General features: G+C 72.1%; 18 protein-coding genes and 1 pseudogene. 12 read left to right on the forward strand and 7 right to left on the reverse strand.

All coding sequences use genetic code 11. The annotated features are described in order from the left end of the window. Window positions 1-19 precede the first annotated feature (19 nt). The 7 genes from ACZ45Z_RS32835 to ACZ45Z_RS32865 all read left to right on the forward strand — a co-directional run bounded on the left by ACZ45Z_RS32835 (window position 20) and on the right by ACZ45Z_RS32865 (window position 4,333). On the forward strand, window positions 20-223 hold the full coding sequence (locus tag ACZ45Z_RS32835; RefSeq protein WP_468370461.1) for a gas vesicle protein: 204 nt from the start codon (window positions 20-22) through the stop codon (window positions 221-223). A gap of 18 nt (window positions 224-241) precedes the next feature. Continuing rightward, complete coding sequence (locus ACZ45Z_RS32840) at window positions 242-667, forward strand: gas vesicle protein K (protein ID WP_468370414.1); 426 nt, start codon at window positions 242-244, stop codon at window positions 665-667. Window positions 668-753: 86 nt separating this feature from the next. Next, a complete protein-coding gene (locus tag ACZ45Z_RS32845) occupies window positions 754-1,065 on the forward strand; it encodes a hypothetical protein (RefSeq protein ID WP_468370416.1) in 312 nt (103 codons plus the stop codon). A gap of 48 nt (window positions 1,066-1,113) precedes the next feature. Beyond that, window positions 1,114-1,284, forward strand: coding sequence for a hydrophobic protein (locus tag ACZ45Z_RS32850; protein WP_468370419.1), 171 nt, complete (start codon window positions 1,114-1,116; stop codon window positions 1,282-1,284). 291 nt (window positions 1,285-1,575) lie between these two features. Then, the gene (locus tag ACZ45Z_RS32855; RefSeq protein WP_468370421.1) at window positions 1,576-1,929 is read left to right on the forward strand and encodes a PRC-barrel domain-containing protein; all 354 of its coding nucleotides are present in this window, start codon (window positions 1,576-1,578) and stop codon (window positions 1,927-1,929) included. Window positions 1,930-2,053: 124 nt separating this feature from the next. Then, window positions 2,054-2,449, forward strand: a complete 396-nt coding sequence (locus ACZ45Z_RS32860; RefSeq protein WP_468370424.1) for a VOC family protein — start codon at window positions 2,054-2,056, stop codon at window positions 2,447-2,449. Window positions 2,450-2,557: 108 nt separating this feature from the next. Beyond that, entirely contained in the window at window positions 2,558-4,333 is a 1,776-nt protein-coding gene (locus ACZ45Z_RS32865; protein WP_468370427.1) for an AMP-dependent synthetase/ligase, read from the forward strand. Window positions 4,334-4,345: 12 nt separating this feature from the next. On the opposite strand, the gene hypB is transcribed toward ACZ45Z_RS32865, so the two are convergent. Continuing rightward, window positions 4,346-5,098: a hydrogenase nickel incorporation protein HypB gene (gene hypB, locus ACZ45Z_RS32870; protein ID WP_468370429.1), complete on the reverse strand. Its 753-nt coding sequence runs from the start codon at window positions 5,096-5,098 to the stop codon at window positions 4,346-4,348. Window positions 5,099-5,302: 204 nt separating this feature from the next. Beyond that, a complete protein-coding gene (locus ACZ45Z_RS32875; protein ID WP_468370432.1) occupies window positions 5,303-6,025 on the reverse strand; it encodes a DUF4232 domain-containing protein in 723 nt (240 codons plus the stop codon). A gap of 408 nt (window positions 6,026-6,433) precedes the next feature. Here ACZ45Z_RS32875 and ACZ45Z_RS32880 point away from each other — a divergent pair, with 408 nt between their 5' ends. Next, window positions 6,434-6,967: a GNAT family N-acetyltransferase gene (locus ACZ45Z_RS32880; RefSeq protein ID WP_468370434.1), complete on the forward strand. Its 534-nt coding sequence runs from the start codon at window positions 6,434-6,436 to the stop codon at window positions 6,965-6,967. 160 nt (window positions 6,968-7,127) lie between these two features. Here ACZ45Z_RS32880 and ACZ45Z_RS32885 read toward each other — a convergent pair whose 3' ends face one another. After that, complete coding sequence (locus ACZ45Z_RS32885) at window positions 7,128-7,790, reverse strand: ScbR family autoregulator-binding transcription factor (protein WP_468370437.1); 663 nt, start codon at window positions 7,788-7,790, stop codon at window positions 7,128-7,130. Window positions 7,791-7,963: 173 nt separating this feature from the next. Here ACZ45Z_RS32885 and ACZ45Z_RS32890 point away from each other — a divergent pair, with 173 nt between their 5' ends. Beyond that, window positions 7,964-8,959 (forward strand): ScbA/BarX family gamma-butyrolactone biosynthesis protein, encoded by a 996-nt coding sequence (locus ACZ45Z_RS32890; RefSeq protein WP_468370440.1) that lies wholly within the window; start codon window positions 7,964-7,966, stop codon window positions 8,957-8,959. A gap of 229 nt (window positions 8,960-9,188) precedes the next feature. Beyond that, window positions 9,189-9,953 carry an SDR family oxidoreductase gene (locus ACZ45Z_RS32895; RefSeq protein ID WP_468370443.1) on the forward strand — a complete coding sequence of 255 codons (765 nt, stop codon included), beginning with the start codon at window positions 9,189-9,191 and terminating at the stop codon, window positions 9,951-9,953. Between the two features lie 73 nt (window positions 9,954-10,026). On the opposite strand, the gene ACZ45Z_RS32900 is transcribed toward ACZ45Z_RS32895, so the two are convergent. From ACZ45Z_RS32900 to ACZ45Z_RS32910, 3 genes are all read right to left on the reverse strand, one after another. Next, the gene (locus ACZ45Z_RS32900) at window positions 10,027-10,845 is read right to left on the reverse strand and encodes a 2OG-Fe(II) oxygenase (protein WP_468370446.1); all 819 of its coding nucleotides are present in this window, start codon (window positions 10,843-10,845) and stop codon (window positions 10,027-10,029) included. A 50-nt stretch (window positions 10,846-10,895) separates the two neighbouring features. Then, window positions 10,896-11,423, reverse strand: coding sequence for a methylated-DNA--[protein]-cysteine S-methyltransferase (locus ACZ45Z_RS32905; protein WP_468370464.1), 528 nt, complete (start codon window positions 11,421-11,423; stop codon window positions 10,896-10,898). Between the two features lie 438 nt (window positions 11,424-11,861). Then, a complete protein-coding gene (locus tag ACZ45Z_RS32910; protein ID WP_468370449.1) occupies window positions 11,862-12,089 on the reverse strand; it encodes a hypothetical protein in 228 nt (75 codons plus the stop codon). 166 nt (window positions 12,090-12,255) lie between these two features. On the opposite strand from ACZ45Z_RS32910, the gene ACZ45Z_RS32915 reads away from it, so the two are divergent. Together ACZ45Z_RS32915 and ACZ45Z_RS32920 are read left to right on the forward strand one after the other, a co-directional pair. Further along, window positions 12,256-12,729 (forward strand): MarR family winged helix-turn-helix transcriptional regulator, encoded by a 474-nt coding sequence (locus ACZ45Z_RS32915; protein ID WP_468370452.1) that lies wholly within the window; start codon window positions 12,256-12,258, stop codon window positions 12,727-12,729. Between the two features lie 19 nt (window positions 12,730-12,748). Then, on the forward strand, window positions 12,749-13,936 hold the full coding sequence (locus tag ACZ45Z_RS32920; protein WP_468370455.1) for a cytochrome P450 family protein: 1,188 nt from the start codon (window positions 12,749-12,751) through the stop codon (window positions 13,934-13,936). Between the two features lie 233 nt (window positions 13,937-14,169). Here ACZ45Z_RS32920 and ACZ45Z_RS32925 read toward each other — a convergent pair. Continuing rightward, window positions 14,170-14,263, reverse strand: a pseudogene (locus ACZ45Z_RS32925) (2-hydroxy-3-oxopropionate reductase); the annotation flags it as partial.

Below are 14,263 nucleotides of genomic sequence, written 5' to 3' on the forward strand. Positions count from 1 at the left end.
CGTCGCGAGCCCCGGCGGGATCGGCGGGATCGGCGGGATCGGCGACGAGGAGAGGCTCGCCGGGCGGCAGGTCGCCCTCATCGACCTGCTGGACCGCCTTTTGAACGGCGGGGCGGTGCTCACCGGAGACCTCGTCCTGTCCGTCGCCGATGTCGACCTCGTGCGGATCAATCTGCGCGCCGTCATTCACTCGATCACGCCCGACAACCCGGCGCCGTGGTGAGCGGTGAGAGGAGACAGGATGGACCACCGTCTGGGCCACCGCGCGGACCACCCCGCGCCGCACCCCGTGGAGCCCGCTTTCGTCGAGGTGGCACAGGCCGCCGCCCGGGCTTTCGAGCTGGTGCCGGCCGGTCCGGACGAGCGGCAACCGGGCGGCGATATCGCCCAGCGGCTGAAGACCGATCCCGAGACCGTCGAGCGTGATCTCATCAAATTGGTGCTGACGATCGTCGAGCTGTTGCGGCAGCTCATGGAACGCACCGCTTTGCACCGCGTCGACCAGGGTGATCTGAGCGAGGATCAGGAAGAGCGGATCGGATTGACGCTGATGGTTTTGCAGGACCGTATGGCGGAACTCTGCGAGCGTTACGGACTCACCCTGAGCGATTTGAATCTGGACCTCGGACCGCTGGGCTCGCTGCTTCCCACAGACGACCTCGCATGACCTCACATTCTCTCGGATGACCCTCACTGAACCCATGTCATTAAGTCCCCGCGTTTCAAACAGAATTGAGCGGAAAGGCGAATGGTATGACTGAAGAGCGCAAGAATTCCGACGCACCCGCCGACCGGCCGCAGAACAAGACGAAGGCGGCGGCCGCCAAGGGGCGGCGGACTGCCGAGAAGACGGGCAGCGCCGCTCAGCGGACCGCCGTGGACGTGCCCGCCAAGGTCGCCGCCACGGCCGACGCCACCTGGACCGCCGTCAAGCGGCGCAAGGCCATCGCGGCCGGTGCAGGGGCGGGTCTGATCGGCGTGGTCGGGGCCGCGTTCGCCGCGGGCCGCGCGACGGCGAAGCCGCAGACCGGCCCCCTCACGCGACTCACCCACGGCCGCGTCTGAGGCTCTGAGTCCGTCCCCAGCCGTCCCCCGATCCGGAGGTTGACAGCAATGGTTCCCCTGCTTCTCGTCCTGCTTCTCGCACTGATCCTCTTCGGCGCCGGGTTCGCCTTGAAGGCCCTGTGGATCGTCGCCGTGGTGGTTCTGGCGTTCTGGCTGCTGGGCTTCCTCATGCGCTCCACCGGTGCCGGCGGCGCCCGCAGCCGCTGGTACCGCTGGTAGGCGGCCGCGTCACATGGGCCCGCCGCCCGCCCGAGAAACCCCCTCCCCCGCCGGAGCGATTCCGGCGGGGGATTTCCCGTTTCCGGGCGGCCCGCACGGCCGGACACCGCACGGCCGGTCACCCCGCTCCCCTCCCCCGTTTTCGGCCGCGCGTCTCCCGGTGCAGGATGCGTACAGCGCGGCGTACCGGGAATCCGCCCCTCAAGAGGACGGCACCGCCACACCGGCGGGGCATTCACCTTTCCGTCCCGGGCCCCGCCGTGATCGCCCCTCGCGAAAGGAGCGTCTCCCATGACGGACGACACCCTGTGGGATTTCAGCGACGCCTCGGGTTACCAGGCGGGCACCGACCTGACCGGTTACACCGTCGAGGCGATCGACGGGACCGTCGGAAAGGTCGACAAGCATTCCGAGGACGCGGGTGCCACCGCTCTCGTCGTCGACACCGGCGTATGGATCTTCGGTAAGCATGTCCTGCTGCCGGCCGGCACCATTTCCTCCATCGACTTCGAAAGGAAAACAATTTATCTCGCCCGCACCAAGGACGACATCAAGCACGCCCCGGAATTCGACAAGGAAAAGCACCTCGGCGACGAGGAGTACCACCGGACACTGGCGGGCTACTACGGCGCACCGCACACCTGAACCCGCCCGCCGCCCCGCGTCCGCCGAAGGCGACGACCCCGTGCCCGCGGAGTGCCGGGACCGATCGGGGGTAACCGGACCGCAACGGCGGGCGCGGGGCCCGCGCCGACTGGGGAGGAAGCGGATGGCCGTCGCCAAAAGCAGTGTGCTGGTGCTGGATTGCACGGAGCCGGAGCAGTTGGCGGACTTCTACGCGCGGTTTCTGGGCGGCGAGGCACGGCCCGGCGTCAGCCCCGATTACATCGAGATCGTCGAACCGCGCGGCATCCGCATCGCCATCCGGCGGGACCACGGCGCCGCGCCGCCGAGCTGGCCCCGCCCGGACGCCTCGCAGCAGGCGCATCTGCATTTCCTGGTGCCCGAGGCGGACATGGACGCGGCCGAGCGGGAGGCGATCAGCCTGGGTGCGCGCCCCTTGGAGACGAAGGACAACGGCGGGCCGTACGACATCCGGCGCTACGCGGACCCGGCCGGCCACCCCTTCGTGCTGGCCGCCGACGAGGGCCACGGCACGCCCTGAGCGCCGAGGCCGGCGCGGATGACGGTCGCGGTCATCCCGCGCGGCCGGGGCACTGCCTAGCGTCGTACGCGCCGTACGGTCCGTACGCCCTGGCTCCCGGGAGGCGCGATGCACCACAGGCCCGACACCCTCGCCGTGTTCACCGAGTGGACCGCCCGCCGCTTTCCCGCCCTTCCCGCGCTGCGCTTCAGGGACGGCGACGGATGGGGTGAGCGGTCCCACGACCAACTGCGGGACGCGGTACGGGCGGTGGGACGCGGACTGATCGGTGGTCTCGGGGTGCGGGCGGGCGACCGGGTCGCGATCTGGTCCGAGACCCGCCCGGAGTGGACGTACGCGCACTTCGGGGCGCTCGCGGCCGGAGCGGCCGTGGTGCCGGTCTATCCGACGGCCGGCGAGGAGGAACTCACCTGGGTGCTGCGCGACTCGGGCGCGTGCGTGGTCATCTGCGAGGGCCGGGAACAGGCGGCCCGCCTCGCGCGCGTCCGGGACGCGCTGCCGGCCCTGCGCCATGTCGTGCTGCTGTCCGAGGCCGGCGAAGGCGACCTCCGTCTGGACGCGCTGCCCTCGCCCGCGCCGCTGGAGGACCTGCTGGAGCGGGCGGCCTCGGTCGGCGGCGGCGACCTCGCGGCGATCGTCTACACCTCCGGCACCACCGGGCCGCCCAAGGGATGCCGGCTCACCCACGGCAACTTCGCCGCCGTGCAGGACAGCACCGCCGACCTCATCGAGGGCGGCCCCGGCGATGTCACGTATCTCTACCTGCCGCTGGCGCATCTGCTCGCCCAGCTCATCGAGTTGAAGGCGCTGCTGCTGGGCGGCGCGCTGTGCTACTTCGGCGGGAAGATCGAGAACGTCGTCGCCGAACTGGCCGAGGTCCGCCCCACCCATCTGCCGTCCGTACCCCGGCTGTTCGAGAAGGTGCACGCGACGGTCCGCTCGCTGGCCGAGTCGCGGCCGGGCGGCCGGGAGCGGTTCGAGGCGGCCGTACGGACGGGCGTCGAGGCGGCGGCGCTGCGGGAGCGCGGCGAGCAGCTCGAAGGGGAGGCGCTGGAGCGCTGGCGGATCGCGGACCGGGAGCTGTTCTCGCTGGTCCGGGCGGCTTTCGGGGGCCGACTGCGGTGGGCCCTGACCGGTGCGGCGCCCATCGCGCCGCAGACCCTGGACTTCCTGCGCGCGTGCGGCATCGCGGTGTACGAGGGATACGGCATGACGGAGTCGGCGGGTGTCATCGCGCTGAACCACCCGGGGGCGGTGCGCTACGGCACGGTGGGGCGGCCGGTGGCGGGCTGCGAGGTGCGGATCGCCGAGGACGGTGAGGTCCTGGCGCGTGGCCCGCACGTCTTCGCCGGCTACCACGCGAACCCGGCGGCGGACGCGGAGGCGCTGGATTCCGGCGGCTGGCTGCACACCGGCGACCTGGGGTCCCTGGACGAGGACGGTTTCCTCTGCCTCACCGGCCGCAAGAAGGAGCTGATCATCACCTCGGGCGGCAAGAACCTCGCGCCGGCGCCGGTCGAGTTCGCCCTCCAGGAGTCGCGCTATGTCTCCCGGGCGGTGATGATCGGCGACCACCGCCCGTACCCGGTGGCGCTGATCACTCCGGACGCCGAGGAGATCGCGCACTGGGCCGCGCGTACGGGCGTCCCGCTCGGCGACGCCCCCGCGCAGCACCCGGCGGTCCGCGCGCTGGTCCAGGAGGCGGTCGACGCGGCGAACGCGCGGGCGGCCCGGCCGGCCAGGATCCGGGCGTTCGCGCTCCTGGAGGCGGAGTTCACCGTGGAATCCGGGGAGCTGACGCCGACGCTGAAGGTGCGGCGGGCGGCGGTGGCGCGGCGGTACGCGCGGGAGATCGAGGCGCTGTACGCGACGCCCGCTCCCTGACCGGCCGCCGGGTCAGCGGATCGGGGGCGCCGCGACGCCGGGGTCCGGGGCATCACCGTCGTCGTGGACGTGGTGGGAGCGGCGGGTCATGACGGGCAGGTGGACCGGCGCCCCGTCCCGCGCGGCCAGCGCCCGGTCGAGCAACGCGCCCTCGCCCTCGCCGCCGTGCGCCGAGGTGCGGACGATCTCCACCCCGGGGTTGATCCGCTCGACGTTGGCGCGGAAGGCGTCCTCGTCGAAGGCGGCGGCCGCGGCGAGGTCGCTTTTGGTGACGACGACCAGGTGGGCGAGGCCGAAGGCGGTGGGGTACGTCAGGGGTTGGTCCTCGCCGTCGGTCACGGACGCCAGGACGACCCGCAGGGTCTCGCCCAGGTCGTAGGAGGCCGGGCAGACCGGGTTCGCGATGTTCTCGACGAACAGCAGCCGGGTGTCCGCCGGCAGCCAGCCGTCGAGGTGGCCGCCCAGCATCTGGGCTTCGAGGTGGCACAGCCCGTCGGTGAGGATCTGCTTGACGGGCACCCCGCTCCGGCCCAGGCGTGCGGCGTCGTCCTCGGTGGCCGGGTGGGCGGTGAGGGCTGCCACGGGTATGCCACGGGCGCGCGCGAGGGTCAGTTCGCGCTCCAGCAGGGCGGTCTTGCCGCTGCCGGGGCCGGAGAGCAGGTTGACCACCGCGGTGCCCCGGGCCGCGAGGTCCTCGCGCAGGGTGTGCGCGCAGGCGTCGTTCTTGGCGAGGACCGCCTGTTCCAGGTCAACGACACGGCACATGCTTCAGCGCTCCTGGTGGGTGGCGCGGTTCGCGGACGCCGCCGCGTGGCACGAGGACGGCTTCCGCTCACCTTCGTACCACCGTTCGGGGTGCCCCGGGCCCTCGGCATGGGCCGTTCAGGTGACGCCGACAGCCTCCGAGGGGCGGACCACCCCGTGGCCCACGGGCCGGCCCGCTCCCCTCCCCCATGGACCTCTCAGACGTCAGATGTCGGCACCGGCCGTCACCGTCGTCACGGTGAACCGTCCGCCGCACACCCTCAGCCCTCCGCTGCGCGTGGTCATCGACTGCTTCTCGCCGGGCGGGTAGACGTAGACGATCTGCGAGGCGGCCCAGCACGGGGTGTCGGACAGTCCGTCATTGACGGTGTGCAGTACGGCGTGTGCGCTCTGGCCGGGCTGCAGGCGGACCGGACCGCCCGCCGCGCCCTCACGGGTGGCGGGCTTGCCGATGGGCGAACCGTCGCGGGCGATCAGCGAGACGCCGGGGAAGCCGCGCAGCGTACAGGCCGTCTTGCCCTTGTTGGTGAACACCAGGGGGTAGTGGAGGTTGCCCGCGCCGATGTCGGCGCGTCCCAGGCTCAGCGACATGTTCGCGGACGTGCAGCGCGACGACGGCGACAGGGCGGAGGTCTCCTTCGGCGCACCCGGAGAGCCGGCAGAGGGCTTGCCCGCTCCGGCCGACGGCTTCCCGGTGCCCTGGGAGGGCTGTGCCGGGGATCCGGACGGCCGTTCGCCGCCACCGGACGGGCGTGCCGCGTTGCCGCCTTCCGGACTGCTCGCCGTGGCGGGGGCGGAGGCCGACGGCGCGTGGGACGCGGAGCCGGTTCCGTCCTGACAGGCGCTCAGCGTGAGCGCGGCGACGGCGATCAGCGATCCGGCAGCGACACGGCGGCCGCGACCGAGGGTCTTGGTGGTGAGCGACATTCGTCTCCCCCTCATCTGGTGGGTGCGTGCCCTCGTGGGTGGGCGTGGGTCCGTCCGTTGCTCTTCCAGCGTGACCCGGAGCACTGGCAGTCCGCTAACGCCGGGCTAACGCGCCGCTAACGGGCCGCCGCGCCGGCCGTAGACCTCACGGGTACCCCGCGCCGCAGACGCGTACGCCCGTTATCGTCCACCCTGGTGCCCCCGGTCGTGCGCTGAAGCCACCGGCCCGCCCGGAGATCGCCCGTCTCGGAGTAAGCCGTTAGCCCCGGGGGTGGGCCCGCACGGGGGCCGGAGCGGCTGACGGGCGGCGCGCCCGGCCGCCTCCGGGCCCCCTGACCGGCGGCGCGGCGCCGGCTGCCGACGGCCGCCGATTACCGCTCGCGCCCCGCGTTCGACAGGATGGGCGGCATGACCGAGATCCGCACCCCCCGCCTCCTCCTCCGCCGCTGGACCGACGACGACCTCGCCCCCATGGCGGACATCAACGCCGACCCGCTGGTCATGCGCTGGGTCGGCGACGGCTCGGTGCTCGACCTGGACCGCACCGCGCGGGACATCGAGCGGTGGGAGGAGGAGTGGGACGACGAGGGCTTCGGTCTCTTCGCCGTCGAGCTGCTGGCCTCCGGCGAGCTGATCGGGTTCGCGGGTCTGTCCGTGCCCGAATTCCTGCCCGAGGTGCTGCCCGACATCGCGATCAGTTGGCGCCTGGGCCGCCAGTTCTGGGGCCAGGGCTACGCCTCCGAAGCCGCGCAGGCCGTCTTGGAATTCGCCCTCCAGGACCGCGGCCTGGACCGTGTCATCGCCATCGACCGACTGGGCAACGAAGCGTCGGAGCGGGTCATGGACAAGCTCGGCATGACCTTCGAACGGGAAACCGTCCACCCGGACTACGGGCACGCGCTGACCGTGTACGGGATCGACCTGACGGAGTATCAGGGCTGAGGAGGGTCGCGGGGCAGGGTGCGGCCGAACACGACCGCGCGGTATGGTTTGACGAGCGCCATTCCCCCGAAGCCCCCGCGAACCGCTCCCAGACCCGCGATTTCCGCTTCAAGGCCCGCACTTCACCCGAGAACGGACGCGCTCCCGCTGCCGTGCCGAATTATCGTTCCGCCAGGTCGGCGAGGGCTTTTCCCTGCAGAGCCGCGTCGAGTTTCGGACCGCGCTCGGGGTCCAGGTTGAGCCGTGCGAGCACCGCGGGCACCGCGATGCTGGGCAGGGTGTGCTGGAAGAAGACGGTGAGCCGGCGGCCGAGATCGGCCTGGTTGGAGATGGCGTGCGACATCATCTGGAGGCCGGCGAACGCGCCGACGAACAACTCGGCGGTCTCGCGTAGATCGACGCTGTCCAGCACCTCGCCGCGCGCTCTCGCCTCGCCCAGCAGGCTCTCGACGAACTGGGTCCAGGCGTTCATCGACTGCTTGCGGTCGAGGTGATTGGAGCCCTGTTCGACCGCGAGGCGCGCGGCTCCCCGCTGGATCGGGTCGCTGCGCAGCCGGTAGGCGAGGACCTGTCCGGCGTCCACGAACTCCTGCAACTTGATCTGCTGCGGCTCCACGGCGATGTCCACGACCTGCTCAGCCAGGACGGCGAGGGCGAGCTGCTCCTTGGAGGCGAAGTGGAAGTACAAGGCGCCCTTGGTCACCCCGGCGCGCAGCAGGACTTCGGCGATCGTCGCACGGTCGTAGCCGAGCTCGTCGAAAACGGCGGCGGCCGCTTCCAAGATCACTCGACGGGTCCGGATCGCGCGGTCCTGTTGCGCCACAGGACGCCTCCTGTTCTTTCGAAGATTCAAGCTCAGCAACACTTAGCTACAGCTCAAGTGGCCTTCGAGTCAGCTACTTGTCCTTTTTCCTCGCCCGGCATTGAAAATAAAACCGGATGGTACGTATCTTAACAGCGTTCGACATCATCCCGTTGAGATGCCTGGGGGCATTCATGAGCGACACGATGCACGTCGGCAGCGCAGTGCATCCCAGAGCTCCGCACGCCGCGCGGCCGTCCCCGGACCCGTGCGGCGTACCGGGCGCCCGGAGCGCCCCGGGCGCCGACGCCGGTGTCCCCAGGGAATTCGTGCACCGTCCCGCGGCCGAGGACATTCTGGTCAGCTCGTGGCGCAGGCTCGGCGACGCGCGTTTCTCGCTCACCGCCCAGTGGCCTCACGATCATCCCTACTTCACCCCCAGCCACGGCCGCCACCACCTCATTCTCACCGGCGAGACGATCCGGCAGGCCGGCCTGCTGCTCTCGCACACCGAGCTCGGCGTGCCGGTCGGCCACCACTTCGTCCTTCGCGACCTGGCATACACCACACACCCGGAACACCTCGCCGTCGGCAGCGGGCCCACCGAGCTGACCGTCGAGGTCAGGTGCAGCAAAATGCGGATGCGCGGCGGCGCGATGGCCGCCGGCCACTTCGACATGACGCTGCGCAAGGCGGGTGGCATCGTGGCGACCGGGCACTCCGGTGTCACGGTCGCCTCTCCCGCCGCCTACCGCCGGCTCCGCGGCGAGCGGCCGACGGCCTGCCGGGTCGAGGAACCGCTCCTGGCCCCCATCTCCCATGAGTTGACCGGAAGCGCCAAGGGCAGCGATGTTCTGCTCGCGCCCACCGGCCGACCGGGCCGGTGGCTGCTGCGCGTCCCGCCGGGCCACGCCGCGGTGGTCAATCCGGCGAACGACCACGTCCCGGGCATGGTGCTTCTCGACGCCGCCCAGCAGGCCGCCCGCGCCCTCACCGCGCCCGACAGCTTCGTCCCGTACGCCTTCGGCACCGAGTTCCGCCGCTACGCCGAGCACGGCGTGCCCTGTGTGATCCAGGCGCGCCGGGTGCCCTCGGCGATACCCAGCACCACCACCGTCGAGGTCACCGGCCTCCAGGAGGGCGAGCCGGTCTTCACTTCCACCCTCACCGCGCTCGACGCGCGTTCCTGAGCCGGCCGGATGCCCGCGGTGAACGCGCGGCCCGGAGCGTGACCGGCTCCTGAGCCAGACCCCTCGGTGGACGCCGGATCCCGGCGACCGTCCCCGGACCCACGACCTACGCGGACCCCCGGTTCCGCAATTCCCACACCACCGTCGGTGGCCGCCATCGACGGGTATCAGCACGGCCGTGTGCCCAGCGCCATGGCCGGTCACAGGCAAAAGGAAGGCCGAATCGATCATGGGTGAGCTCAACGGAAAGACCGCGCTGGTGACGGGATCCAGCCGGGGCATCGGCCGGGGCATCGCCCGGCGCCTCGCCCAGGACGGCGCCCTGGTCGCCGTCCACTACGCCAGCAACGACACCGCGGCGAAGGAAACCGTGAAGAGCATCCAGGACGCCGGCGGGCGGGCCTTCCTGCTCGGCGTAGAACTCGGGGTGCCCGGCGACGCCGAAGCGCTGTTCGCCGCCTTCGACGCCGAACTGGCCGCGTTCGGCGGGGAACCCGGCCTGGACATCCTCGTCAACAACGCCGCGATCAGCCTTCCCGGGCACATCGACGAGGTGACACCGGAGGACTTCGACCGCACTCTCGCGGTGAACACGAAGGCGCCGTTCTTCGTGATCCAACACGGGCTGCGCCGGATGCGGGACGGCGGGCGCATCGTCAACATCTCGTCGGCCGTGACCACTACGGCGTTCCCGGCGACCATCGCCTACAGCCTGTCCAAGGGGGCCATCGAAGCCCTCACTCTCACCCTGGCCAAGGACTTGGGCGAGCGGGGCATAACGGTGAACACCATCGCGCCCGGCTTCGTCGAGACCGACATGAACGCGGCGATGCGCGCGACGCCCGAGGCCCACGCCGCGCTGGCCGCCATCTCGGTGTTCAACCGACTCGGCAAGCCCCAGGACATCGCCGACGTCGTGGCCTTCCTCGCCTCGGACGACTCGCGCTGGATCACCGGTCAGCGCTTCGACGTCACCGGCGGGTCCATGCTCTGACGTTCGATGCTCCGACGGGCGATGCTCCGACGGGCCGGCGAGGGGTCGGGAAGGCCCTTCGCCGGGGCGTGGGTCAGGCGTCGTGGAAGACCAGGCCCAGGGAGTGCCGGCGGCCTGAGCGGACCGTGCTCACTCCGTGGCGTACGGGTCCTGCCGACCAGCCCCGGGCGGAGCGCACCGGGCGGTCGCGGGTGGTGAAGATCAGGCCGTGTCCCTGGGGCAGGACGGTCGTCGTGCCCCGGGACTGGGCGCGCGGGCGCTGTTCGACGAGGAGGAATTCGCCGCCGGTGTAGTCGGTGCCCTGTTCGTCGAGGCCGATGACGACCTGGAGGGGGAAGACCATCTCGCCGAAGATGTCGCGGTGCAGGGCGTTCCAGTCGCCGGCGCCGTAGCGCAGCAGGATCTGGGAGGACTTGGCCTGCCCCGCCGCGTGGCACTTCACGAGCCATTCCTCCAGGGTGTCCGGCCAGGGCGCCGGCCTGCCGAGCCTGTCCGCCCAGTCGCGCGCGATGTCCAGCAGGTGGGGATAGAACGCCTCGCGCAGCGCCTGGACCGGTTCGGGCAGCGGCTGGGCGAAGTAGCGGTACTGGCCGGAGCCGAAGCGGTGCCGGGCCATGTCGATGGTCGACCGGAAGCGGTCGGCCTCGTCGTACAGCCCGATCAGGGCCCGGCAGTCGGCCGGTGACAGCAGACGGGGGGTCAGGGCGCAGCCCAAGTCGTCGAGTTCGTCGGTCAGGGCGGGCCAGTCGGCGGCGTCGACCCGGTCGGCGAGAGCGGTGGGGCGTGCGGGTCGGGTGGTCTGGTCGGTGGCGGTGCTGTGGGTGGTAGCGGTGGCTTCCGTGGTGCCGGCTCGGCGGTCGCTGGGCGTGTTCGTGGACGTGGTCGTGGACATGGGGGCTCCAGTGGACGGGGCGGTGTTCCCAGGAAGGCGCCGCTGCGGGGTCAGTTGACGCCCGGCGCGGTCGCCTCCAGGCCGAGGAGCTGCTGCTTGCGGTCCAGGCCGCCGGAGTAGCCGGTCAGGGAGCCGTCCGCGCCGATGACGCGGTGGCAGGGACGGACGATGAGCAGCGGGTTGGCGCCGATCGCGGTGCCGAGCGCGCGGACCGCGCCACGGGCCGCGCCCATGTCGGCGGCGAGCCGTCCATAGGTGGTCGTGGTGCCGTACGGAATGGCCTCCAGGGCCTGCCATACGCGCTGCTGGAACTCCGTGCCGCGGGCGACGTGTTCGAAGGTGAAGCGGGTCAGCTTTCCGTCGAAGTAGTCGCGCAGTTGGCGGGTGATCTCGTCGAACGCGGTGGGCTCGTGCGTCCACCCGTCCTGGACGGTCGCGCCGCCCTTCTGGCCGGGCACGGACAGCGAGGCGAGGGCCGTGCCGCCCGGCGCGGTGGCCGATTTCCGCCCCACCAGGAGGAGTTCGCCGAGCGGGCTGTCGACGGTGGCGTACAGCGTCTCGGACGCCGGAGCCGTCATGGGTGACCTGGGTGCGGCGGGCTTGGTGGAGCGGGTCGGCGTCGCGGAGTCCGCCGAGGTCACGGCGGTCGCCGGCGTCGCGGGGGTCATGGGGCGGGTGGGAGTCATGGGTCTGTTCTTTCCGTAGTGCGTGCGTACTGCCGGAGCGGCCGACGCGGTCGGGCGGCCGGGCCGCGGTCGGCCCGGTCGTGGACACCGTGAGGAAGCAACGCAGGCGCCGTCGGGTACGAAGGCCCACGGTCGCGCCGAGGGATACGGCGCTGCCAGGGATACGGCGCTTCTGCCGCGCTCAAGTCCCCTGTCCGCCGTGCTCACTTCCTCACAGATCCGCTGTTCTCACAGGGTCTACTGTGCGGCAGTGGCGGTAGGGGTGCTGGCGGAAATCGGACAGAGCATTCCTGGGTCCGGCGGCGGCCGGACGAACGCCCGGATCGCGGCTCAGGCGGGTGGCATCGGCCAGTCGTCGAGGTTGCCGCCGCGCCACTCCACCAGGTTGGGGTTGTCCAGCGCGATGTCCTCGGCCGGCTCGGCGATGCCGGCGCGGCGGAGGAATTCGGCGACGTCACCGCGGCCGTGGGCCAGGCCGACGATCTGTCCGCGCACGGTCACCCGCCGCCCACCCGAGGGCGTCGGCGGATGCACGATGACAGGCGGGTGCTCGGTCATGCCTCCAGCCTGCGCCGGGCTCGGCGCGCGCGCACCTCGAAAGCCGCGTACGGCGGCCACGGGCGGCGTACGCTGCGGCGGGGGCACGACCGCCCGCCCCCACGCGCCCACCCGGCCGGGGGCGCCGAGCTTTGAGCCTCCAAGCACCGCTCGTTAGACTGGTGGCGTGCCCTCGACACAGGCCGAACTGACACGCGAACTGCTCACCGCCGTCCATGAGGTCGTGAGCCGGTCCGACGTGCGGCTGCGGGCGACGCTGGACCGGCTGGACCTGACCGCACCGCTCTCCGAAGCCCTGTGGGCGCTCGACCCGGACCTGCCCGCACCGTCCATGAAGGTCCTCGCGAGCCGGCTCCACTGCGACCCCTCCAGCGCCACGTTCCTGGCGACGCGCCTGGAGCGGCAGGGCCTGTCCGAGCGGGTGCCCGATCCGGCGGACCGCCGCTCCAAGACGGTCGAGCTGACCGACAAAGGCGCGAAGGTACGCCACGAGCTGATCGAGGCGATGCTCGAACAGACGCCGCTGGCCGCGCTGCCCGCCGCGGACCAGACGGAGGTCCTGCGGCTGCTGCGCAAGGCGCTGGCCGAGTCGGCGGCGACGCGGGAGATCATGCCGCCGTATACCGGCGACGACCTGTGACCGGCCCGGGCGGCGATCTGTGACCGGCCCGCTGGAGTCCGCCGAATTCTCCCAGGATCCCTATCCGCTGCTGGCCGCGCTGCGTGAGCGCGGGCCCGTAGGGCGGGTACGGACGGGGAGCGGCCGCACGACGTGGGCGGTGACGGGATGGGCGGCGGCCCGGTCGGCGCTGGCCGATCCGCGGCTGTCGAAGGACACCGCCCGCTACTTCGCCGGCCGGCCGTCCAGCCGTGACCTGGCCCCGGCCGTCAGCCGCACCCTGCTCGCCACCGATCCCCCCGACCACGGCCGGCTGCGGAAACTCGCCCTGCGGGCGTTCACCCCGGCGGCCGTGACCCGGCTGGAGCCCCGTATCCGCGAGATCGCCCAGCACCTGGCCGCCCCGCTCACCGCGCGCGGCTCCGCCGACCTCATCGAGGACTTCGCCGTCCCGCTGCCGATCACCGTGATCTGCGACCTGCTGGGGGTGCCGGAACGCGACCGGCCGGCGGTGCGCCGGTGGTCCAACGACCTTTTCGCGGCCCACGATCCGGACACCGCCGACCGCGCCTCCCACGCCCTCAGCGACTACATGACGGCGCTGATCGCGGACCGGCGCGGCGACCTCGGCGACGATGTGCTCAGCGGCCTGATCACCGCCCGCGACGACGGGGACCGGCTGAGCGAGGCCGAACTGCTCTCCCTGGCCGTGCTGTTGGTGGTCGCCGGGCACGAGACGACCACGAATCTCCTGGGCAACGGCATGCTCGTCCTGCTCCGCGACGCCGCGCTCCGCGCCCGCCTCCGAGCCGAACCCGCCCTGCTGCCGGATGCCGTCGAGGAATTCCTGCGCTACGACGCGCCGCTGACACTGGCGACGTTCCGCTACGCCACCGAACCCTTCACACTCGGCGGCGCCCGGATCGAGGCGGGGGACGTGGTCCTGGTCTCCCCCGGTGCCGCCAACCGCGACCCGGCCCGATTCCCGGCCCCCGACGCCGTACGCCTGGGCCGGCCGCCCGGCCACCTCTCCTTCGGCCACGGGCCGCACCACTGCCTCGGCGCGCCGCTGGCCCGCGTGGAGGCGCGGATCGCGTTCGAGGTGCTGCTGTCGTGCTGCCCGGACATCCGTCCGGCGCGGGAAGAGGATGCCGGCGAGCCCGAGTGGCGTCGTACGCGGCTGATGCGCGGCCTGGCCCGGCTGCCGGTGGTCTTCGACCGTTCGTAGGGCCGCGGGCGACGCCGGGCCGGGCGCACCAGCGTGCGGGCAGGGAGAAGCCCCGGCCGGCCGGGGGGTGCCGGCCGGGGCGGCTCGGCGCGGGGCACCGAGGGCGGTCGCCGGTCGCCGAAGGGCACCGAAGCGCCGAATCCGGCGCCGCGACCGCAGTGCGGCGGTCGCGGCGCCGGACGTTTCCGGGGCGGGACGGTCCACAGAGTGCGGTCACACGACCGCGGACCGGCTCAGCTTTCGGTGGTGTGTCCGGAGAGGCGTTCGACGCCGCGCAGGAGGGCGGAGTGGTCGAGGTTGCCGTCGCCCTGGGCGCGCAGGGAGGCG

Source organism: Streptomyces sp. NPDC031210, from assembly GCF_055570395.1.

Coding starts and splice junctions, on each gene's coding strand:
- ACZ45Z_RS32910 (WP_468370449.1), bottom strand. CDS start 12,089: ATGACCGAGCACCCGCCTGTCATCGTGCATCCGCCGACGCCCTCGGGT.
- hypB (WP_468370429.1), bottom strand. CDS start 5,098: ATGTGCCGTGTCGTTGACCTGGAACAGGCGGTCCTCGCCAAGAACGAC.
- ACZ45Z_RS32880 (WP_468370434.1), top strand. CDS start 6,434: ATGACCGAGATCCGCACCCCCCGCCTCCTCCTCCGCCGCTGGACCGAC.
- ACZ45Z_RS32855 (WP_468370421.1), top strand. CDS start 1,576: ATGACGGACGACACCCTGTGGGATTTCAGCGACGCCTCGGGTTACCAG.
- ACZ45Z_RS32865 (WP_468370427.1), top strand. CDS start 2,558: ATGCACCACAGGCCCGACACCCTCGCCGTGTTCACCGAGTGGACCGCC.
- ACZ45Z_RS32875 (WP_468370432.1), bottom strand. CDS start 6,025: ATGTCGCTCACCACCAAGACCCTCGGTCGCGGCCGCCGTGTCGCTGCC.
- ACZ45Z_RS32890 (WP_468370440.1), top strand. CDS start 7,964: ATGAGCGACACGATGCACGTCGGCAGCGCAGTGCATCCCAGAGCTCCG.
- ACZ45Z_RS32845 (WP_468370416.1), top strand. CDS start 754: ATGACTGAAGAGCGCAAGAATTCCGACGCACCCGCCGACCGGCCGCAG.
- ACZ45Z_RS32860 (WP_468370424.1), top strand. CDS start 2,054: ATGGCCGTCGCCAAAAGCAGTGTGCTGGTGCTGGATTGCACGGAGCCG.
- ACZ45Z_RS32900 (WP_468370446.1), bottom strand. CDS start 10,845: ATGTCCACGACCACGTCCACGAACACGCCCAGCGACCGCCGAGCCGGC.
- ACZ45Z_RS32850 (WP_468370419.1), top strand. CDS start 1,114: ATGGTTCCCCTGCTTCTCGTCCTGCTTCTCGCACTGATCCTCTTCGGC.
- ACZ45Z_RS32895 (WP_468370443.1), top strand. CDS start 9,189: ATGGGTGAGCTCAACGGAAAGACCGCGCTGGTGACGGGATCCAGCCGG.
- ACZ45Z_RS32840 (WP_468370414.1), top strand. CDS start 242: ATGGACCACCGTCTGGGCCACCGCGCGGACCACCCCGCGCCGCACCCC.
- ACZ45Z_RS32905 (WP_468370464.1), bottom strand. CDS start 11,423: ATGACGGCTCCGGCGTCCGAGACGCTGTACGCCACCGTCGACAGCCCG.